The sequence below is a fragment of the Reinekea forsetii genome (genome assembly GCF_002795845.1).
Lineage (GTDB): Bacteria > Pseudomonadota > Gammaproteobacteria > Pseudomonadales > Natronospirillaceae > Reinekea > Reinekea forsetii.
On the sequence record NZ_CP011797.1, the window covers coordinates 1,804,120 to 1,825,651 of the forward strand.

At 51.5% G+C, this 21,532-nt stretch carries 16 protein-coding genes and 3 tRNA genes; 7 read left to right on the forward strand and 12 right to left on the reverse strand.

The window, feature by feature from the left end; translation table 11 throughout:
• Nucleotides 1–110 precede the first annotated feature (110 nt).
• Nucleotides 111–4,928: an NAD-glutamate dehydrogenase gene (locus tag REIFOR_RS08430; protein WP_100257137.1), complete on the reverse strand. Its 4,818-nt coding sequence runs from the start codon at nucleotides 4,926–4,928 to the stop codon at nucleotides 111–113.
• A gap of 204 nt (nucleotides 4,929–5,132) precedes the next feature.
• Between REIFOR_RS08430 and REIFOR_RS08435 the strand changes: the two genes are divergently transcribed.
• From REIFOR_RS08435 to REIFOR_RS08450, 4 genes are all read left to right on the forward strand, one after another.
• A complete protein-coding gene (locus REIFOR_RS08435; protein WP_100257138.1) occupies nucleotides 5,133–5,327 on the forward strand; it encodes a DUF2970 domain-containing protein in 195 nt (64 codons plus the stop codon).
• 429 nt (nucleotides 5,328–5,756) lie between these two features.
• A complete protein-coding gene (locus tag REIFOR_RS08440) occupies nucleotides 5,757–7,418 on the forward strand; it encodes a nitrite/sulfite reductase (RefSeq protein WP_100257139.1) in 1,662 nt (553 codons plus the stop codon).
• A complete protein-coding gene (locus REIFOR_RS08445; protein WP_100257140.1) occupies nucleotides 7,402–7,890 on the forward strand; it encodes a DUF934 domain-containing protein in 489 nt (162 codons plus the stop codon). The genes REIFOR_RS08440 and REIFOR_RS08445 overlap by 17 nt, the downstream gene beginning before the upstream one ends.
• A 105-nt stretch (nucleotides 7,891–7,995) precedes the next feature.
• Nucleotides 7,996–8,454, forward strand: coding sequence for a hypothetical protein (locus REIFOR_RS08450; protein WP_100257141.1), 459 nt, complete (start codon nucleotides 7,996–7,998; stop codon nucleotides 8,452–8,454).
• A gap of 31 nt (nucleotides 8,455–8,485) precedes the next feature.
• Here REIFOR_RS08450 and REIFOR_RS08455 read toward each other — a convergent pair whose 3' ends face one another.
• From REIFOR_RS08455 to REIFOR_RS08495, 9 genes are all read right to left on the reverse strand, one after another.
• Entirely contained in the window at nucleotides 8,486–9,721 is a 1,236-nt protein-coding gene (locus REIFOR_RS08455; RefSeq protein ID WP_100257142.1) for an NAD(P)/FAD-dependent oxidoreductase, read from the reverse strand.
• A gap of 260 nt (nucleotides 9,722–9,981) precedes the next feature.
• Nucleotides 9,982–10,068, reverse strand: a tRNA-Leu gene (locus REIFOR_RS08460).
• Nucleotides 10,069–10,207: 139 nt separating this feature from the next.
• A tRNA-Cys gene (locus tag REIFOR_RS08465) sits at nucleotides 10,208–10,281 on the reverse strand.
• Between the two features lie 137 nt (nucleotides 10,282–10,418).
• Nucleotides 10,419–10,493 (reverse strand) — tRNA-Gly (locus REIFOR_RS08470).
• Between the two features lie 103 nt (nucleotides 10,494–10,596).
• The gene (gene pgsA, locus REIFOR_RS08475; RefSeq protein WP_100257143.1) at nucleotides 10,597–11,148 is read right to left on the reverse strand and encodes a CDP-diacylglycerol--glycerol-3-phosphate 3-phosphatidyltransferase; all 552 of its coding nucleotides are present in this window, start codon (nucleotides 11,146–11,148) and stop codon (nucleotides 10,597–10,599) included.
• Between the two features lie 82 nt (nucleotides 11,149–11,230).
• Nucleotides 11,231–13,066, reverse strand: a complete 1,836-nt coding sequence (uvrC, locus tag REIFOR_RS08480; RefSeq protein ID WP_100257144.1) for an excinuclease ABC subunit UvrC — start codon at nucleotides 13,064–13,066, stop codon at nucleotides 11,231–11,233.
• A 36-nt stretch (nucleotides 13,067–13,102) separates the two neighbouring features.
• On the reverse strand, nucleotides 13,103–13,747 hold the full coding sequence (gene uvrY, locus REIFOR_RS08485; protein ID WP_100257145.1) for a UvrY/SirA/GacA family response regulator transcription factor: 645 nt from the start codon (nucleotides 13,745–13,747) through the stop codon (nucleotides 13,103–13,105).
• Between the two features lie 76 nt (nucleotides 13,748–13,823).
• Nucleotides 13,824–15,215 (reverse strand): PhoH family protein, encoded by a 1,392-nt coding sequence (locus tag REIFOR_RS08490; protein WP_100257146.1) that lies wholly within the window; start codon nucleotides 15,213–15,215, stop codon nucleotides 13,824–13,826.
• A gap of 201 nt (nucleotides 15,216–15,416) precedes the next feature.
• On the reverse strand, nucleotides 15,417–16,358 hold the full coding sequence (locus REIFOR_RS08495) for a DegV family protein (RefSeq protein ID WP_100257147.1): 942 nt from the start codon (nucleotides 16,356–16,358) through the stop codon (nucleotides 15,417–15,419).
• 123 nt (nucleotides 16,359–16,481) lie between these two features.
• Here REIFOR_RS08495 and REIFOR_RS08500 point away from each other — a divergent pair, with 123 nt between their 5' ends.
• Nucleotides 16,482–17,873, forward strand: a complete 1,392-nt coding sequence (locus REIFOR_RS08500) for an anthranilate synthase component I family protein (RefSeq protein ID WP_158524335.1) — start codon at nucleotides 16,482–16,484, stop codon at nucleotides 17,871–17,873.
• 52 nt (nucleotides 17,874–17,925) lie between these two features.
• Here the strand turns inward: REIFOR_RS08500 and thrH are convergent, their stop codons facing one another.
• A complete protein-coding gene (gene thrH / locus REIFOR_RS08505; RefSeq protein WP_100257149.1) occupies nucleotides 17,926–18,543 on the reverse strand; it encodes a bifunctional phosphoserine phosphatase/homoserine phosphotransferase ThrH in 618 nt (205 codons plus the stop codon).
• 269 nt (nucleotides 18,544–18,812) lie between these two features.
• Between thrH and REIFOR_RS08510 the strand changes: the two genes are divergently transcribed.
• Complete coding sequence (locus tag REIFOR_RS08510; protein WP_100257150.1) at nucleotides 18,813–19,526, forward strand: phosphoadenylyl-sulfate reductase; 714 nt, start codon at nucleotides 18,813–18,815, stop codon at nucleotides 19,524–19,526.
• Here REIFOR_RS08510 and cysB read toward each other — a convergent pair.
• Nucleotides 19,520–20,494: an HTH-type transcriptional regulator CysB gene (cysB, locus tag REIFOR_RS08515; protein WP_100257151.1), complete on the reverse strand. Its 975-nt coding sequence runs from the start codon at nucleotides 20,492–20,494 to the stop codon at nucleotides 19,520–19,522. The genes REIFOR_RS08510 and cysB overlap by 7 nt on opposite strands.
• 235 nt (nucleotides 20,495–20,729) lie before the next feature.
• On the opposite strand from cysB, the gene REIFOR_RS08520 reads away from it, so the two are divergent.
• Nucleotides 20,730–21,506, forward strand: coding sequence for a sulfite exporter TauE/SafE family protein (locus REIFOR_RS08520; RefSeq protein ID WP_100257152.1), 777 nt, complete (start codon nucleotides 20,730–20,732; stop codon nucleotides 21,504–21,506).
• Nucleotides 21,507–21,532: the final 26 nt, after the last annotated feature.

Consider the following 21,532-nt stretch of genomic DNA (forward strand, 5'->3'; position numbering starts at 1 on the left):
AGTAGCGCTATTAGGCTTGATGGTTCTATTATCTAATAAAAGTTACGCAAAAAACAAGGGCACTTTTGCTCGACCGAGGGTCAGCGCCAGTACCCTAACTTGGCCCGGACTTAGAGTTCCGGCATGGTGGCCTGAGACAGATCCAGCAGTTCTCGAATCGCGACGCTGTACATGCTGAATTCCGGTTCGCTTACGGCACGAATCTCGTTCATCATCCGCAACCAGCGATCGACCAGAATCTTATTGTCCTCCAACCACCGGTCTACGGTGGTCTCGAGCTGATCGGTCTCGGTCATCTGGATAAATAAACCCTGGGTGATGCGACGTTGTTGCCATTCTAGGTCATCGCGGAACGATTCGCGGGCCATGGCCTGCCAATGGGTCATCACCTTGAGAGAATTGACCTGTCGGGAAAAGAGTTCCAGACCAAGCGATTCACCGACGCGGAAATATCCGTTAGCGACCGCCAACGAGTCGCGCTTCAGGCTTTGCGCGACAGCGACCACACCCAGAGAGGTATACATCAGATCGGCGGCGGCGATGCGCTTGGCCAGGCTCTCGGGTACGCCGACGTCGATCATTTTCTGAGCATCGGCCAACCAGACATCGTTTTGTTCAGGCGACAATACCTGCTCTAAGCTGCCCGCCATTTCCTGTAACGGTTGTTTGAAAAGCGCAATCACATTGGCGATGTCGATGCCAGAACGGAAGTTTTTAATCAACCAGCGCGAACTGCGACGCACCATCCGCATAGTGATGAGCATCATTTTCGACTGTAAATCGGCCGAGATCTGGTGGTCCAAGGCTTCAATTTCAGCCCACAGGTCGTGCAAACCGAAGATCTCGCGACTCGCGACATAGGCTTTCGCGGCCTCGATCGGCGATGCGCCGGTACTCTCATGCAAACGACTGAAAAAGGTAATGCCCATATAGTTGATCATATCGTTCGCCACCTGGGTGGCGATGATCTCCTTACGCAGGCGATGTTCGTTCATCATCTTGCCGAACTTCTTTTGCATCGCCGTTGGGAATTCGGTTACTACGATGCCGCGAATGAAGTCGTCATTAGCCAGCTCTTTCTTTGCCAAGACTTCTTTCAGGTCGCCTTTGACGTAGGATATCAACACGGCCAATTCGGGACGAGTCAGACCGAAGCCATTGGCTTTACGTTCGGAAATTAGATCGTCGCTGGGTAAGAATTCCAGTTCGCGGTTAAGTTTACCGGCGTCTTCAAGGTTGTGAATCAAGCGTCTATATTCTTCAACACGCGGAAAGGACTCAGTGAAGGCTATGCCTAAGGCCTGGGTCTGGCGGTAGTTATTCGTCAGGACCAGCTCAGAGACGTCTTCGGTCAGCTTTTCCAAGGTTGAGTTGCGTTGTTTAACGGTCATGTCGCCATTGGCGACCATTTCGTCCAACAAGATCTTCATATTCACTTCATGGTCCGAGCAATCAACCCCGCCGGCATTATCGATAAAGTCGGTAAAACTGCGCCCGCCATTGAGATTGTATTCGATGCGTCCGAGCTGGCTAAAGCCTAAGTTACCGCCCTCGCCAATCACCTTGCAGCGCAATTCATTGCCATTGATGCGTAAGGCATCGTTGGCCTTATCGCCGATGTCCAAGTGATTTTCCGATGTGGCCTTAACATAGGTGCCAATACCGCCATTCCAGAGCAGATCAACCGGCGCTTTAAGCATGGCGATCATCAGGTCGGTAGGCGATATTTTGCTTACCGTCAGTTCAAAGAGGGCCGTCATTTCCTTACTAACCGGAATCGATTTCGAACTGCGACTGAAGATGCCGCCGCCTTTCGACATCAGCTTAGCGTTATAGTCCTCCCAGCTGGAACGGGGCAAGTCAAAAAGTCGCTGACGTTCCTTGAAACTGACGGCCGCATCCGGGTTGGGGTCTATAAAAATATGCATATGGTTAAAGGCACCGACCAACTTAACCGTCTGCGAGCGCAGTAGACCATTGCCAAAGACATCCCCCGCCATATCGCCGATACCGACGACGGTAATGGGGTCATCTTGGACATTGATATCCATTTCGCGGAAATGACGTTGTACGCTAACCCAAGCGCCTCGGGCCGTGATCGCCATTTTCTTGTGGTCGTAGCCAAACGAACCACCCGATGCAAAGGCGTCTCCGAGCCAGAAGTTGTATTCTTTTGCCACGCTGTTGGCAATATCGGAAAAGGTCGCCGTGCCCTTGTCGGCCGCGACGACCATATAGGGGTCGTCCTTATCGTAGCGGACGACCTGTTTTGGCGGGCTGACCGCATTGTCCACCAAGTTATCGGTGATATCGAGCAGACCCCGAATAAAGGTTTTATAACAGGCAATGCCCTCTTTAAAAAAGGCATCCCGATCCGATGGTGGTGGTAATTGCTTAGCAACAAAGCCACCTTTGGCACCAACCGGCACGATAACCGCATTCTTGACCTGCTGGGCCTTGACCAGTCCGAGCACTTCGGTTCGGAAATCCTCGTTTCGATCGGACCAGCGCAGGCCGCCTCGAGCAACACTGCCGCCGCGTAAATGCACCCCTTCGATGCGCGGCGAATAGACGAAGATTTCAAACTTGGGTTTGGGCAGGGGAATATCGCTGATTTGGCTGGAATTGAGTTTAAAACTGATATATTCCTTGCGCAGCCCGGCCGCATCTTCCTGATAGAAGTTGGTCCGAACGGTGGCCAAGATCAATTCAATATAACGCCGAATAATGCGATCTTCGTTGATATTGTTGACATCTTCGAGCAACAGTTCAATCTTTTCGACCCAACGCTCGACCATGCCGACATCGCTTTGCTTGTCGGGATTGAAGCGGGCAGAAAACAATTCCGACAGGTGGTCAGTCAGTTCCGAATAACGAATCAAGGTCTCCGCTATATATTCCAGACTAAGACCGAAGCGAATCTGTTTCATATATTTGGCGTAGCCGCGCAACATGGCCACTTCACGCCAGGTTAATTTGGCGCGCAAAATAAGTCGGTTAAACTGATCGTTTTCGGCGCGACCCTTCCAAACGTTCAAGAACGCCTTGGAAAATTCTTCTCGATATTGGGCCGGATCTAGGTTGGCATCGGGCTCATAGAGCAGATTAAAGTCATAGATCCAGGTGCAGCCATTTTCCGGGTGATTGATATCAAAAGGAAATTCATCGATAACCTTTAAACCCAGATTTTCTAAGATAGGTATTAAATCCGACAACAGGAGCGCTTGGCCCTTGTTAAATATTTTCATCTTGAGTATCGAACCGTTGGGTTCGATGGAGCTGAAAAAACTCAGCGTAATCTGTTCATCCGGATTAGTGTGCAAGCTCTCAATCCGTTGTATATCCGCCACCGCAACGCGCGCGCTGTACTCTTCGGTATAACCAGATGGAAAGGCATACTCGTAAGAATGATAGAGACGGATGCCCTTCTCTTCGCCAAAGGACTCTACCAATGCATGTTGCAGGTCATCGGTCCAGCGCTTGGCAATCTGCACGATCCGGCTCTCCAACAGCTCTACCGGCGGTAACACATCAAGTGGTGCGGCTAATTTAAAGACAAAGCGGGATCGAGCCAGCACCGACTCACTGAAAATGGTGGTGTAATCTGACCCTTCGACGGAAAAATATTCCGCCAACATGTCATGAACCTTAATCCGAATTTGGGTATTGAAAATATCTCTGGGCATATAAACGACCGCATTGAGAAATTTTCCGTAAGCATCTTTACGCAAAAACAAGCGAATCTGTTTCCGTTCCTGAATCGATTGCACGTCGCTGGACACCCGCAACAGGGTATCTTCATCGCTTTGAATCAACTCGTCACGTGGGAAATTATAGAGGATTGCGGCAAGCTCTTTGTAAGCATGACCGCCGGCGGTGAAGCCGCTGTTAACCAAGACTTTAAGTATTTTACGGCGCACAACGGGGATGTTTTGCGGTGTTTCATTGTAAACCGATGAGGTATAGAGCCCTAAAAATCGACGCCCACCCACAACTTCGCCCTGATCATTGAATTCTTTCACCAATATATAGTCTGAATAAGCCGAGCGATGCACGGTGGATCGGCGCCCGGACTTAGTAAAGATCAATAATTCCTGCTTAAACACATGATCTCGACGTTCCTGAGACATGGCATCAATCGACTCACTGCGCCGATTGTGGTTCTTCTTAAAGAGGCCCAATTCAGTCCCGGGGACCTGCTTTACCATGCCGTCCTCGATAACATACTCATCATAGGCTAGAAAGCTGAAGTGATTGTTAGCGATCCACTGCATAAACACGCTGGCTTCTGCCAATGCCTGCGCACTGAATGGGTATTTCTTGCGCTCAAGGTCTGCGACCACTTCCTGGGTTTTAGCCATCATTTTTGGGAAGTCATCGACGACATAGATAACGTCGTCCATCACCTCAGACAATGCGCTTTCGACGGCCTGACGTTGCTCGGAAATAGAGGTGCGGTCCATTTCCAGACAGAGTAGTAATTCCTTGGTGCCTTCTGGCCCGAAGCCACTGAACTGGCCTGCCTCGGTGCGAATAACCGAAAAGGTGCCGTAGAAGACGGCATGGATGTTTAGGCCAAGCTTATTTAACGCTAAGCGAGCGGAATCGATGACGAATGGCAGGTCATTGTGCAAAATCGATACTATAGTGTGCTGGCTTTGCCATTCATGTTCTTCAACATTGGGGTTAATCACCTGGATACTGGCACGGTGAGACGGTCTTGCTTGCAGTGTGCGCCAAAGGGTCACGACCATACCGGCTAGATCGGACAAATCGTACTTAACCAAATCTCGCATACCGGCGTGGCGGAACAGACCTGTGATGAGGTTATTGAGATCCTTTTGATGCTCTTCAGGAAAGTGTGACCTGAGATGTTGAAACAAGGATTCCATCAATTCGTCATGGCTGTTCGTTAGCACTGTGGACATAATAGCCTCTGTATTATTGTTATAGTCGAGTTGTCTGGCGCTGTGACGCCGTCATCAGGATATCGAAAAATTCTTTTGTATCTTAACAAGTTGCAATAAAATGCCTGCAATAGACTTATACTGTGAATATGCGCCATTTTGGTAACAGTTGTCACAACTTTTATTGTTAATGTCGCTCAATGTCGCTAATTCGAAAGGTGCTTTATGATTAAGTTGAACAAACCCGGATTTTGGCAAGTAACGAAAAGTGTTTTGTCGGCTGTTATTGGTGTCCAGAGCAACCGAAATAGACTACAGGACTTTGCAAGCCCGAGCATTTGGCCATTCGTGGCGGGCGGCCTGATCTTTACGGTCTTGTTTGTCGGTGGCTTAATTGCGCTGGTAAGCATAGTCGCCTAAGCGCTGCGCATGCAAAATCTGCCGGGCCGAAACAAAAAAAAGGGCTTCAGCCCTTTTTTTTGTAATGCATGCAAGGTGGCGAATCTAGACCCCAGCAACCCAATAGACGGCCGTCACAACCACGGTAAAGATGACAACAACCGCGGCAATCGCATCGGCTTGTGAATCGCTCATTTTTGATTTGCTAATGGACATATTCTCTCTCTTTCTTGTTTTTTTGATCTAACCCGTTTCACCGACTTATAGGTAGGTGCTCGCAGAGCATTTAATAGGCTTTTGATACGTTCCGCAACCCGCTTTATATAACGTTATCGTCTTAAATTATGAAACTTTAATACTTCAGAGAATAAAGAACCTTCTGTATAGTACGTGGATATAGGGTCGGCTGTGGTCGATCGGCTTGATTTCCGTTTCTGATGAGGGTGCTACATGTACGTTTACGACTCGTATGACCAACAAATCGTTGATCAACGCGTTGCGCAGTTCCGAGAACAGACGGAGCGCTTCCTGACTGGTGATTTAAAACCCGAAGAATTTCTGCCGCTGCGCCTGCAAAATGGTCTCTATGTGCAGCGTCATGCGCCGATGCTGCGCATCGCCGTACCCTATGGTTTGATGTCCGCTCGCCAGTTGCGCACCATTGCTGATGTCAGTCGGCAATTCGATAAGGGTTATGTCCATTTCACCACCCGGCAGAACATTCAATTGAATTGGCCGGCGCTGGAAGATGTACCCGATATCTTGGCCGAATTGGCCGCTGTGCAAATGCATGCGATACAAACGTCGGGTAACTGTATCCGTAACACCACCACGGACCAATTTGCTGGGGTTATGCCCGATGAGGTCGAAGATCCACGTCCCTGGTGTGAAATTATCCGCCAATGGTCGACCTTACACCCAGAATTTGCCTATTTACCGCGCAAATTTAAAATTGCCGTCAATGCAGCCACCACGACCGACAGGGCCGCGATCCGCTTCCACGATATAGGCCTGCAGTTGGTTAAAAATGCCGATGGCGTCGTGGGTTTTCAGGTATTCGTGGGCGGCGGACTTGGGCGTACGCCCCTTCCTGGGCAAGAAATACGCGCCTTTTTGCCCAAGGAAGACCTGCTGACCTACTTGGAAGCAATTCTACGGGTATACAACCTGAACGGTCGTCGAGACAATAAATACAAGGCTCGAATTAAGATTTTAGTTAAGGCCCTCGGCATCGACGCTTTTAAGGCTATGGTCGAAGAGCAGTGGCAGGTCAATAAGGGTGGCGCCGCGACGCTAACCGATGCTGAAATTGATCGAGTCGGGCAATTCTTTACCGATCCGAACTATGCTGCCCTAACCGATCAAAGCGACCTGCTAGGGCAGCAGCGCTTTGCCCACGACGGTTTTAACAAGTGGTTGAGCTATAATGTCGAGGCGCACAAGCAACCCGGCTACGCCGCGGTAACCTTGGCACTGAAAAAGACCGGATATGCCCCTGGCGATGCGACCGCGGAACAATTAGACGTGGTGGCGGACTTGGCCGATCAGTACTCCTTTGGCGAGCTACGAGTGAGTCACCAACAAAACCTTATCCTCGCCGACGTCAAACAAGCTGACCTACTGATTCTCTGGCAACGACTCGATCAACTGGGCTTTGCCGATCCGACGGTTGGCACCCTAAATGATGTAATTTGCTGCCCTGGGGGTGACTTCTGCGCCCTGGCCAATGCCAAGTCGATCCCCATAGCCGAGGCGATCCAGTTACAGTTTGATGATCTGGACTATCTCCACGACCTGGGCAATATCGATCTGAATATATCCGGTTGTATGAACGCTTGTGGCCATCACCATATCGGCCATATCGGTATCTTAGGGGTCGACAAAAAGGGCGAGGAATTTTATCAAGTCTCACTGGGCGGGGATAGCGGCATCGATGGTCGAGTTGGCAAGATATTGGGGCCTTCAGTTAAGGCCGACCATATTACCGAGGTCGTGCAGCAGGTGATAGATGTCTTCTTAGCCCAACGTCAGCCGCAAGAACCCTTTATCGACGTGGTTCAGCGCATCGGGCTAACACCTTTTAAGGAGGCTGTTTATGCACCATCTCATTAAGGACGGGGTACGGATCGCTCATGACCCTTGGCAAATACTTGCAGGCGATTACAGTGCTAACCTGCCCAACGGATCGCTCCTGCCGGTTTCATTGTGGACCGAACGGGGGCCTGAGCTTTGCCAAGCAACGGCCGAACTGGGGGTTTATATTCGGGAAAATGAAGACCTAAGCGGTCTAATAGACTATTTGCCAACGATTGCCGTGGTCGCTTTTCAGTTCGGTAAGGTCGCCGATGGCCGTGCCTTCAGTTACGCCCGTCAACTGCGCGAGCAGTTTGGTTATAGCGGTGAAATACGTGCTACCGGAGACTTTATGCCCGACCAAGTCGGCTATTTAGAGCGCTGTGGCTTTAATGCCTTTGCTTGCCGAAGTGCCGCAGAGCAACAGACAGCCTTGTTAATACGAGCCGCCCTGCCCGTCAATTATCAGGCCGATGTGCAACAAAGCCAACCGCTCTTTCGACGTCGCTAAGCGGCGGCCAATAAAGAGAGCCGTAACGGGCTCTTTTTTTTGACTTCCCACTGAAAGCTGTATATAAATACAGGTACTGGAATTTCATACAGTATAGAGGTCGATATGATAGCCGCTCAGCAACATGCCCAGCTTAACCAACACTTTTTGCTCTCCATGGGCAAAAAAGCCAGATCCTTTGTGGAGTTCCATGCCTATGACTCCCCATTACTGAATCAATGGCACCATCTGATTGCATCGATGCGCGCCAACGCTAATAAGCGTCAATGGGTTACCCTAATCAATCCACCCTTCATTCCCAATGATCAGTATCTGAATGAAATTGGGCTCGGGGACTATTATGTTCGGATCATCCGCTTGGCCCAAAACAGTGAGGCCACAACTCGATATATCCAACGTTGCGTGCAAAATGGCAAAAGCTCGATCGTGGCGGTGTGGTCAAACAGCGTTGATGAGCTGCCCGAGGTGTTATTAAATGAGTCGCCCCTAGGCTGCCAAGCCTTGGTGTTTTCGGCCGGCAACCAGGCACAATTCCGGGATCAACAGCTGGAAATAGCTTTTTAATTTAGTACATAAGTATCAGAAGCTAGACCGGCTAAAACCGGTCCGCTCGATAAGGCCCGATTGGAATATCACTGGGTAGCCCTTGAATCGTTTGCGCGAGCAAATGCCCAGTGGCGGCACTCTGAGTCATCCCTAGGTGGCCATGGCCGAAGGCCAGGGTTAGGTTCGGCCAACGCGGATGGGCGCCGATGACCGGAACGGAGTCTGGTAACGAGGGCCGAAAACCTAGCCAGGTCGATTGTTCGGTAAAGTCGACAGAGGGCAAGATCTGCCGCGCGATGGCCACTTTACGGCGCACCCAAGCAAAGTCCGCCGGGGCGTCCAAGCCGGCTAATTCTACTCCAGCGGTCATCCGTAAACCGTCATCCATAGGCGACAGCACCAGATGTTTTTCCATATGCATCACCGAACGCGAGAGTTCACTGTGGCCGCTAAACTGCAGGTGATAACCGCGCTCTGTTTCCAGGGGGAAAGTATCACCCAGGGTGGCCAATAAGCGCTGTGACCAGGCCCCAGCACAGACCGTTAAGGCGCTGCAGCGATGCTTGAGATCTGGACCGGTGACGACAAACTGGTCCGCTTCCGGCTTGATTTCGCGGGCTTCACCTTGCAGGAAGATCACCCCCCGGCGCTGCAACTGATCCGCCAAGCGTATCAAGAGCCTATGCGGTTGGCGTATGGTTTGCGCTTGGCTTTGCAACATGCCGTGGCGAAACTGGTGGCCCAATGAGGGTTCGAGTTGACGCACTTCATCGGCGGTCAATTGTTGATAGCTCAGCCCAACGGCGTCCAGATAAGGTTTTTGAGTCGCCATGGCAGCCATGGCGGCATCGCTTTCAAACAACTTCAACCAGCCGCTATCGCGAAATTCATCCTGCAGATTGAGGTCCGATATCAGTGCGCGCCAATTGCGGTTCGACAAGGCATTTAATTTGCTGATCGCCTGGGCATTTTGATCCTGCCGATGCGCGCTCGACTCGCGTAACAGGCGCACCAACCAAGGCATGATTGCCAAGCGATAACGCCAGGGTATAGATAGGCTGGAGTCGGCCGTGACCAGCATCTTCAAGCCTTGCCAGATTAAACCCGGCTCACCCAGCGGCATAACACTGCCCACCGCCAGGACCCCCGCGTTACCGTATGAGGCCTGGCCGTCGTCGCCCGGTACCAAGCGATCTATTACCGTCACTTGGCGACCGGCCTCAGACAGATAGTAGGCGCACATCAAACCGATGATTCCGCCGCCAACAATAGTGTGCTGCGCCATGGGCAACCTCGAAAAAGTATTGATAAACGGGCCGTCATCGCACCGCCGACTGTTTGTTGCGCACAGAGGGCAACTGATGAGCAGAGTGTCACTGCTGCACCGACAAGTCCAGCCACCTTTTGAGTAGCAACGAGGATCCTGCTTGAATAGCTGAAGCCCGTCGTCGGCACGATATAACTGCGCATTTTCCAAGCAGACAACAAAAGTCGCCTAGAGGCGGAGGCCTTAAGCAATAGAATGACGCTAGAGGAGGATGAAGATGGTGCGGGTGGCCGGACTTGAACCGGCACGACTGTTAAGTCGCAAGATTTTAAGTCTTGTGTGTCTACCGATTCCACCACACCCGCAAAAGACTTAGACGTCGCCGTCTGACTACTCCTTTTACCACGGAGTCAGTGGTCATGCGTCGGCAAACTGGTTGCAATAACAACAGACCAGGAAATGACGATTAAAAATTCTGAGACTCATTTAAACCCTGAGAAAGGGTGGAGGCGCGGGTCGGAATCGAACCGGCGTACGCGGAGTTGCAGTCCGCTACATGACCACTCTGCCACCGCGCCAAACTTGCATATTTTAACCAGTGTGCCGCTGGTCAGTCCTTAGAGTATGAAGCAATGCCAATCGAGCCGACAATTACTAACTGGTGTTACAAACCAAGTTACTTCTTACTGGTAGAACCGAAGATCTAGCGGATTTTTGGAGCGGGAAAGGAGATTCGAACTCCCGACCCCAACCTTGGCAAGGTTGTGCTCTACCACTGAGCTATTCCCGCGTTAAAAATCCCGTTTTTAGCGGCTTTCGCCCTAGCAACGTGGGGCGCATTTTATACCAGCGCCCTCGAATGTCAAACACTTTTTCCTTTAAATTTTAAGCACTTAGGACGACTTTGGTTTTAGATCCTGCCAGGCGGCCCGCAAATATACAATCATCGACCAGAGGGTCAGAACCGCAGCCAACTGCAAGGCCGCCAATCCCAAATTGGCAATAATGGTACCCGGCACCTGGCTCAGCAAGACAATGATCGACACCATCTGTACCGTTGTTTTCAGCTTGCCGAGCATATTAACGGCCACACTGGCGCGTTTGCCGGCTTCGGCCATCCACTCGCGCAACGCCGAAATAACAATTTCACGGCCGATGATAATGACCGCCGGAATGGTTAACCAGACCGTTTCATGGCGTTCAACTAAGACAACCAAGACGGAGGCCACGATTAACTTATCGGCTACCGGGTCCAAAAAGGCCCCAAAAGCGGTCATCTGACCCCATTTACGTGCTAAATAGCCGTCAAACCAATCTGTTATGGCCGCAATGGTAAAGAGAATGGCAGTGGCCATATAAGCCCAAGCGTACGGCGAGTAATAGACACCCACACAGACGGGAATGAGAAGCAGTCTGAGCAAGGTGAGGAGATTTGGGATATTCATGACGTTACCGCATATTAAGATGCGGCATTATAAACACTCTAAGGGGGCTTTGGACACCTCGCCGTACACAAGAATGTCTTGATTAGCCCGAATGTAAAAAATTATAGATATCTTGAGCCAATGTCTTGGAAATACCGCTGACCTTGGTGATTTCATCGACACTGGCCGACTTAACCGCAATGGCGCTGCCAAAATGGCGGATCAGTGCCCTTCTGCGCCCCGGTCCGACCTGTGGTACCTCATCTAAGACCGACCCCAGACGTGCCTTGCCGCGCCTGGCTCGATGTCCGGTAATGGCAAAACGATGCGCCTCGTCGCGAATATGCTGGATCAAATGCAGGGCCGGTGAAAAGTTTGGTAACAGAATGACCTGATCCGGTGTTTCAAAAAACAAGGTCTCCATGCCCGGCTTCCGGGTTTCCCCCTTGGCGATCCCTAACAGCGGAATTGCAATACCCAGCTCGTTCATAACCTCACGGGCCATACTCATCTGGCCCTTACCGCCATCGACGATTAACAGGTCGGGCAATCGGGTTTCTTCCTTCTGCAGCCGGGCATAGCGCCGTTGAATGGCTTGCGCCATGGCCGCATAGTCATCACCGGCGGCGACATTTTCAATATTAAACTTGCGGTAAAGCGACTTATTGGGTCCATCGCGATCGTAGATCACGCAAGACGCAGTGGTGGCTTCACCGCTGGAATGGGATATATCGAAACATTCGATCCGCTCTGGAATCTGTTCCAGGCTCAGCACCTCCTGTAAGGCCTCTAAGCGCTGGGTTACCTGAACGCCATGCGACATGCGCAGTTGCAGTTGTTCCGCGGCATTGGTCTGCGCCAGATCTAACCACTTGGCACTGGTGGTGCGCACGGCGCTTTGGATCGTCACGCTCTTGTGATATTGCTCCTTAATCGCCGCAGCCAGAGATTGGGCATCGGGGATCGGTACATTGGAAAGGATCTGACTGGGGCAGTCACCATGCTGACGAACCAAATAATATTGCGCCAAAAAACCGGTCATAATCAGCTTTTCATCATCTTCGATACCTGGCTTGGGAAAGAAACTCCGGCTACCGATCATGCGTCCATCGCGCACCATTAAAAAATGGATGCAGACACCGGAGGCTTGTTTTACCACGGCAAAGACATCGACATTGCCCTTGGCCCCGGAAACATATTGTTGCTCTTGGACCTTGCGCAAAAACATCAGCTGATCGCGAAACTCCGCGGCATGTTCGTAATCGTATTGCGCGGCCGCCTGATCCATTTCGATCTCAATGGTGTCGATTAACTCCTGGCTTTTGCCTTGCAAAAAGGCCCGAGTTTTGTCGAGATCTTGTTGATATTCGTCGTCCGAGACCAGGCCGACGCAGGGGGCCTTACAGCGCTTGATCTGGTACTGCAGACAGGGTTTTTGGCGATTGGCGTAAACGCTGTCTTCGCATTGGCGGATGCGAAAGGCTTTTTGCAGTAAAATTAGGCTTTCGCGCACTGCCGTAGCGCTGGGAAACGGGCCGAAATACTCATCCTGGGTGTTGCGCGCGCCACGATGCAAATACAGACCAGGCCGGTTGTGCTGTTTTGACAATTTTAGATAGGGATAGGACTTATCATCGACCAGTAAAATATTGTAAGGCGGTCGATGCTTGCTGATTAGGGTCTGTTCTAATAGGAGGGCTTCGGTTTCACTGTGAGTGATGGCAATTTCAATCGACTGTATCTTGCTGACCAAGGCGACCGTCTTGTTGGTTAGGCCGCTGGCGCGAAAATAGCTGGAGACGCGGCTCTTGAGGTTTTTCGCCTTGCCAACATAGAGCAACTGGCCATCGCTCGCATACATCCGATAGACCCCAGGACGAGTCGTTAGATTACGTAGAAAGGATTTAGGATCAAAAACAGTCGTTGTGGTTTCAGGCATGCAATCGCTTTAAGTCAGATAAACAGAATGATCCGATTAGACCATTTCTTGAGGCTCCAGTAATCCATAGCGAATGGCTAGATGCGTGAGTTCCACGTCGCTGGTTACCGATAATTTTTCAAATACTCGATACCGATAAGTGTTCACGGTCTTGGGACTCAAACAGAGGGTGTCGGATATTGCCTGCACCTTTTTACACGAACAGATCATGGTCGCAATCTGCATTTCACGATCGGACAGATCATTAAAGGGATTATCCGAGACGCCGAGGCTCTGTAAGGCCAATTTTTGTGCGATGGTCGGCGTTAAATATTTCTTGCCCGCCATAACCGTTTTAATCGCCTGGATCATTTCGTCTGTCGAGGCACCCTTAGTTAGGTAGCCGGACGCGCCGGCCTGCAACAGGCGGGCGGGAAATGGGTCATCATCGCAAGCCGTGACGGCAATGATTTTAATTTCCGGAAACAGGCGTTGAATTTTTTTCGTCGCCTCGATGCCATCCATGCCGGGCATGCGGACATCCATCAGAATGACATCCGGCTCATACTCCTTGGCCAGGTCAACCGCGCGTTGGCCGCTATTGCCGTCGGCCACAACGCGAATGCCGGCGACATCGGCTAAGAGGCGTACCAGACCAAAACGAACCAAATCATGATCATCTATTACTATGATTTCAACCATGACGGTGCCCTCTTGGTAAGCCAAAGCATCATACTTCGGGCTAGTTTGTTAGGAAAGCTCTTTTCGGTCGCTAACATTAGAGGTGAGTCTCAGCAAAGGCGGCCAAGCGACTGCGCGCGACCCCGCGCAGGCTAATGGCACCACCATGTTGAAAACCCTTAAAACGCTCGCTCATATAGGTCAAGCCTGAACTGGTCGAGTTCAGGTAGGGGGTGTCGATCTGCGCCAAGTTACCCAAACAAACTACCTTGGTGCCCTGCCCGGCCCGGGTAACGATGGTCTTGATCTGATGTGGCGTCAGATTTTGCGCTTCATCGACAATTAGAAAGCTCTGTTGAAAGCTGCGTCCGCGGATGAAGTTAAGACTCTTGAACTGTAGGGGTACCTTAGCGCCGACATAGTCGGCGCTGCTGCCAGGGTCGAAGTCTTCGGCGTGTAAGGCTTCCAGGTTGTCGGTAAAGGCGCCTAACCAGGGCTGCATCTTCTCGGCCTCAGAACCGGGCAAGAAGCCTATTTCTTCGTCCAAACCGCGGGTGCTGCGCGTGGCGATGATGCGCCGGTATTCCTTGCTTTCCATGGTTTGCTCTAAGGCACAGGCTAGGGCTAAAATCGTTTTGCCGCTGCCAGCCGGTCCATTTAAGGCCACCAGATCAATTTCCGGGTCAAATAAAAGCTGCAAGGCCATCGCCTGAAACAGATCTCTTGGAGCGAGCCCCCAGGCTTTTTGACGCATTAATAGGTTAGTATTAAGCAATTCGATCGCGACCTGATCGCCATCTTCTCGGCAGATTCGGCAGACAAACTCCTTGTCGTCGTAAATAAATTGATTAACGTAGGCGGTACGCTCAAGAATGGCCTGAAGAGTGGTTTTGTTCATCAGATGGTAGCCACTACCAGCCACTTGCTGAGGCTCCAAGGCCTCAATCTGCGCCCAAAAACTGCCCACCACATGATGGTATCCGGTGGCTAAGGAGTCGAGATCGCTGATTAATTGATCATTGTGATAGTCTTCCGAGGATAGCCCAGCACCACGGGCTTTGAGGCGCATATTGATATCTTTGGTGACCAGCACCACCTCGCCGAGATCGGTCTGCTGCTGCAGCATCAAGAGATCGTTGATAATTCGATTATCGTTGCTGTTCGGCCGTAACCCCAGGCCGTCTTGGTGCGTGGGCATTAGAATCGAAATGGCTCCTAGGGCCTGCCCGCCGGCTCGGATAATCGGCACCCCGGCCATGATCTCGGCCGGGCTTGCCGCGCCGAGTAGCGTATCGAGGGTACGCACGGCTTGGCGCGCATCGGCGGCCAAGCCGGTGTTGCCCACCTTGAGCTTATCGAGTTCTTCCAGCACCACCATCGGTATGACCACACGATGCTCTTCAAATTTAAATAGGGCGTTGGGATCGTGAATCAGAACATTGGTGTCAACGGCGTAGCAGCGCAGGTCGGATAACGGCATTTTGGTCATATGTCATACCCCTAAAGGCCCAGTGCAGCATCCATAGGTGTGTCCTGGGGACGGCTTAGCATCGCGCCAAGCCAAAAAATTCTTACCGAAGCAGGCCCGATGATTCATCTTTAGCCCGTCAATAGCCTAGGTCGAACCCGGCTTACCCGCAGGGCCCGCCGCTGCTAAGCACCCGCTCTAGCCCGATTCAGGTCGAGCAGGTTATGAAAAAGTATGGTCTTCGGCCGCCAAGGCCAAGCTGATCGCGCCCGGCCCAACATTTAAACCACTGGTGAGGCCCATTACACAGGTAATTAACTCAACCTGATGGAGTTTGGCCACCGCCTTTAATTCCAGGAAACCGTCAAATCTTTTTAAATCGGCCTCGTCACCGGCAATGCTGACCACCACATAGGGCGATAGGAGGCCGATTTTAATGCGGTTGATGCCGTAGGCAAAAAGCCGATTCACCGCCTGGTCGAAACCTCGGACCTTGGCGATCGGCATGGTTTCGTCGTTTTTCGCCTGTATGATCGGCTTTATAGAAAACGACTTGGCGACAAAGGCGCCCAAGGCACTCAAACTGGTCTCGCCTCGCTTGCGGGCGCGATCGCGGATATAGGCGACATCGGGCGGAATAACAAAGCCGTATATTTTGCGTTTAAAGGCTTCGGCCAAGCGCAAAATATCGTGCCGGCTTTTATTGGCGGCAATTAGATCCGACGTAAAGGCCGCCAATACGCCTTGACCGGTAAAGAGGGTGCCGGAATTCATCACCCTCATGCTGAACATGCGGTTGGTTTCTCCGCGCGCCTTGGGCCCGCGACAGGATCGTTGAATGAGCCGCTGGGCCTCGACACAATGGGCATGGATCGCACTTCTTTTTTTGCTCACCGTCTGTACCAGACCAAAATCAACGTGCGGGACAATCTCGCGCATAAAGATCTGGTGGATCTGTTCGCTACTGTAGGGGGCCGATTCAGCTTCATGGCTTAAGGTGAGCAAATTTTGTCGATAAAAGGCTTGCAGGCGATTACTGTCCTTATCATCGGTATAGATTTTATCATCCACCTTAATCGAAATGGGCAGCAAATGAATTCCTCGCTTATCGAGGAAGTCTTTGGGTAGGTCGCAGGCCGCATCAACTATTAAAACGATACTCATCGGTGTAATTGCCTCTTTTTATGGTTATCATTTGCTCTTAATGGGAATTGCCCGTTAATGCGGCCCGCATCATCAGCCTGCCAATTGGCTTACGATCCATTTTGCCCAATCAAGGATTTTCTGTTGCACCTTTTACCCATCCCCTATGCCCCAGACGATCGGTTCGGTATCGATTTTCTTGCCAGTCAACCCGGATTGATCTGGTTCCACAGTGGCTCCCAATCGACCGACAGCGAGTGGTTCTCAGCCTGGCCATCGGTGGAGTACCAATACCTTGGCCAAGAACAGATCCGGGTTACCGATCACACCGGCCACAGTCGCGCGTTAACGGGCGATTTTTTTGACTGTTTGAAGACCCATTGCCCAAAAATAGAGGGCCATACGGACATCCTCTTTGGCGGTGGTTTGGCCGGCCACCTAAGTTATGATTTCGGTCTGGAATTGCACAAGGTGCCCTCTCAATTCCCATCTCACGGGGCCCCACTGGCCATCGTCGGGCAGTATGACTGGTCTATTAGTATAGACCATACTCAGCAGCGGGCCTTTTTGGTGGTGCAAGATTATTGTCCGCCGGCGATCGCTGCGCGGGCGCGGGCCTTGGTCAAGCAACTCACCGCTCAGCGCCCAGCCACGCCAGCAGTCGTTGCCTCAAGGTCAGCTAACACGGCTCCGAGCCTGATGCCCGATACCGCGTCGAAATGGAGCTGTGACATGTCTGAACGGCGCTATACCGAGGCCTTCCAACACATTCAGGACTATATTGTCTCCGGCGATGTCTATCAGGCCAACCTGACACGACAATGGTCGACAAGCGCTGCCGGCTTGCCCGATTGGGAAATTTATCAGCAACTGATCTGTGCCATGCCCGCGCCCTTTTCCATGTTTCATCGACACCGGCGCGGCTCCTTGTTGAGTGTATCGCCGGAACGGTTTATTCAGATTCGCCAAGGCCGAATGCAGGCCCAGCCAATTAAGGGCACGCGACCACGGGGTCGGGACGCGGAACAGGATGAATTATTCCGGCAAGAGCTGCTCAATAGTGAGAAGGATCGCGCCGAAAATCTGATGATCGTCGATCTGTTGCGCAATGATTTGGCCCGCCATGCCAAACCCGGTTCGGTGCAGGTCACTGGCCTGTTCGAGATTCAGAGTTTTAACAACGTCCACCATCTGGTCAGCACAGTCGTTGCAGAAATAAAGGATAGCGCGCACCCACTCGACGTGTTGCGTGACGCGTTCCCAGGCGGGTCTATTACCGGCGCGCCGAAAAAACGCGCAATGGCCGTTATCGACGAAGTGGAAACCACCCGACGCGGACACTACTGCGGCTGCAGTTTCTTTTTAGCGGGCGACGGCTATTTGGACAGCAATATTCTGATTCGCAGCGTCAGCTTGGCAGACGACACCCTGACCTGCAGCGGCGGCGGCGGAATAGTCTACGACAGTGAATGTGCAGCGGAATATGCGGAAAGCGAGGTGAAGGTCCACGCCATCATGGCGGCGCTCAGACCTTAGAAGTCACATAGGCGCCCGACGGTATCGGTCGCCTATAGGGTTTAGCGCTATTTTACAGCGTCAGGTCGCGCACACTGGCCTTTAAGAACTCTTGCTTGAGGGCTTCATAACCGGTCACTGCTGGGAATTGCGGGAATTCCGCAATCACATTAGCCGGTGCATTGAACAGAATGCCCGCCTCGGCTTCGGCTAACATATTGGTATCATTGTAAGAGTCACCCGCGGCAATACAGCGATATTTCAGGCTATGAAACGCCTGAATCGAACAGCGCTTGGGATCTGCCTGACGAATTCGATAGTCGACGATTTCGCCGGTCGCAGATACCTCCAACTTATGGCATAGCAAGGTTGGAAAGCCCAGCTGACGCATCAATGGCTGGGCAAACTCGTAAAAAGTATCCGATAAGATTACCACCTGAAAGCGTTCACGCAGCCAATCGACAAATTCAGGCGCGCCGGGCAACGGGCTTAGGGTGGCTACAACGGCTTGAATCTCAGGCAAACCGAGCTTGTGTTGCTGCAAGATGGCCAATCGCTGGCGCATCAATACGTCATAGTCGGGGATATCCCGTGTCGTCGCCTTGAGCTCTTCGATGCCGGTTTTTTCGGCAAACGCAATCCATATCTCGGGGATCAAGACCCCTTCTAAATCCAGACAAGCCAGTTCCACAGCACACACTCCCAGAAGGTTAGGTTAATAATGGGCCTAATGTAGAGCCACTTAGATCTTAGAGCAACAGTAAAAAGTGAATTGTAGTGTTGCCGACAGGCCTACAGATAGCCTGACACAGGCTTCAATTAAATGATTCCACGTGGAACATCTCAGGTTTCACGTTATTCGATCAGGTTATGTAATAAGGTTATCTTATACGGGTATTTAATTTTTACGCCGCGTCATGGTACCTTTTGGATCACTTTTATGTTTTCGGATCGCCTCTAATGAACGACTTGCTTAACTATCAACTGGAATTGAGCGCCCTATCCCCGCGTGACATTATCAAACGGGCCGTGGCCGATCACGCCGATATCGCCGTTTCATTCAGCGGTGCCGAGGACGTGGTGTTGGTCGATATGATTAGTAAACTCAGCGCCAAGCCCCGGGTCTTTACGCTCGATACCGGGCGTCTGCACCCGGAAACCTATCGCTACCTAGAGCAGGTACGCAATCATTATAAGATCGATATCGAGGTGTTCACTCCGGATCATGTTGCGCTGCAGGCGCTGGTGCAGGAGAAGGGTTTGTTTAGCTTTTTTACCGACGGTCATCAGGAATGTTGTGGCATTCGCAAAATAGAACCCCTCACTAGAGCCCTGTTGCCTTTGAACGCTTGGATTACCGGGCAACGCAAAGATCAGAGCCCGAACACTCGCAGCACGGTGCCGGTGGTGCAACCGGATACGCTCTTTAGCGGCCAAAACGCGATCTTGATGAAATATAACCCGCTCGCTAACTGGTCATCGGCCGATGTCTGGAACTATATCAAGATGTTCGAACTGCCGTTCAATCCGCTGCATTTACAAGGCTTCAAAAGTATTGGTTGTGAACCCTGCACCCAGGCAACTCTGCCCAATCAGCACGAACGGGAAGGTCGATGGTGGTGGGAAGAAGCCACACAAAAAGAGTGTGGCTTACATGCCGAGAAGGCTCAATAGGTCGGTAACGGGGTGTTTTTAAACAACTCGTCGAGATCATGACGACTGCTACATCGCATCGCCTGCTCGATTACGGTTTTGGTCAAATGAGGGGCAAAGCGTTCGATAAAACGGAACTGGAAACCGCGTAGAAAAGTGCCCTTACGCATGCCAATTTTGGTAATACTGGCCTCAAACAGATGACTGGCGTCGATGCTAACCAAATCTCGATCGGTTTCGGGGTCGATGGCCATATGCGCCAAAATTCCAACCCCCAGACCGAGTCGGACGTAAGTCTTGATCACGTCGGCATCGGTTGCGGTAAAGACCACCTTAGGTTTTAAATCACGCTGTAAAAAGGCATCGTCCAACTTGGACCGACCGGTAAAACCGAAAACATAGGTTACCAACGGGTAATTGGCGACATCTTCCAGTGAAATGGTGTTTTTTTGCGCCAGCGGATGATCCTTGGGAACCACTATTGAGCGGTTCCAACGATAACAGGGCATCATGACCAAATCGGTAAAATGGTCCATACCCTCGGTGGCAATTGCCATATCAACGGTGCCATCGGCGGCCATTTCGGCGATCTGTGTCGGATTACCCTGATGCATATGAAAGGACACTTCCGGGTAGTCGTGAATGAACCCTTCGATAACATTCGGCAAGGCATATCGGGCTTGAGTATGGGTTGTCGCCAGGCTAAGACTGCCCTTCTTGTCGTTACTGTATTCTTGGGCAATCTGCTTGATCGAATCGACCTTACCCAGAATCTCGCCAGCCACCTTGAGTACAGCCTCGCCCGCCGGAGTGATACGAGTTAGATGTTTGCCAGAGCGGGCGAAGATTTCAATACCCAGCTCATCTTCCAAGAGACGGATTTGCTTACTGATGCCCGGTTGCGAGGTATAGAGTACCTGAGCCGTGGCACTGACATTAAGATCGTGGTGGGCTACTTCCCAAATATACTTTAGCTGCTGAAGTTTCATTGATGCAATCCTTGTATGGCAATGTTTTTATGTCAATAAAGCTGGCTGTTGAAGTATAAATTGATCACTGAACATCCAGATGACACATTAAACTTCTCAGTGGTTACGGGGATAGTAACCAACCTACTGTCTAACCTGCAAATTAGTTATATAAATATCATTAACTATTCTTTTTAGAAGTAGCAAATAACAGTTAGATTGACTGACACATTCAATTTATGCCTTTTTTATACATATGGAAATCCTTTTTTTAGTCCTTACAGGTGGTCTTATTGGCCTGATAGTTGGCATCACCGGCGTCGGGGGTGGCGCACTCATGACACCTGCCCTACTCCTTTTTGGTTTTCCGGCTCACATCGCGATCGGCACTGATCTCTGGTTTGCCGCCCTGACCAAGACCGGCGGCCTAATCAGCCACCACAGGCAGGGCCACGTTAATTGGACCATCGTGCGCAATCTCGCGCTGGGCAGCTTGCCCGCAGCCGTTGTGACCGGCATTCTTTTGTCCGCCTGGTCGGACTCGCCCGAAAACTACGCCCCGCTGCTGAAAAGTGCGCTCGGCTTTATGCTAATTTTGACATCCATTGCGCTCTTGTTTCGGACCCGAATTTCAGCCCTTTACGGCCGTCGACAAAACACCCAGGCAGATGCCTCTGGTGGTTCATGGCGGTTGATTGGCGTTGGTATTATCTTGGGAGCCTTTGTCACGCTCAGCTCGGTGGGCGCAGGCGCGATCGGCACGGCCGTGCTTATGATTATGTTCCCCTACTTGGTGCCTAAGAACATAGTCGGTACCGATATTGCCCATGCCGTACCCCTGACCTTTATTGCCGGCCTGGTTCACTTGCGCTTGGGCAATGTCGACTTTGTCCTGCTAGCCTGTTTGTTGGCCGGCTCACTGCCGGCCATCTATGTCGGCAGTGCATTGTCGAGTCGCATCCCGGGTCAACTAATGCATCCGATACTGGCCAGTCTACTGATGCTACTCGGCCTCAAGTATGCGTTGTTTTAGGCCTGTGACCGGCCCAGTCCAGTGAG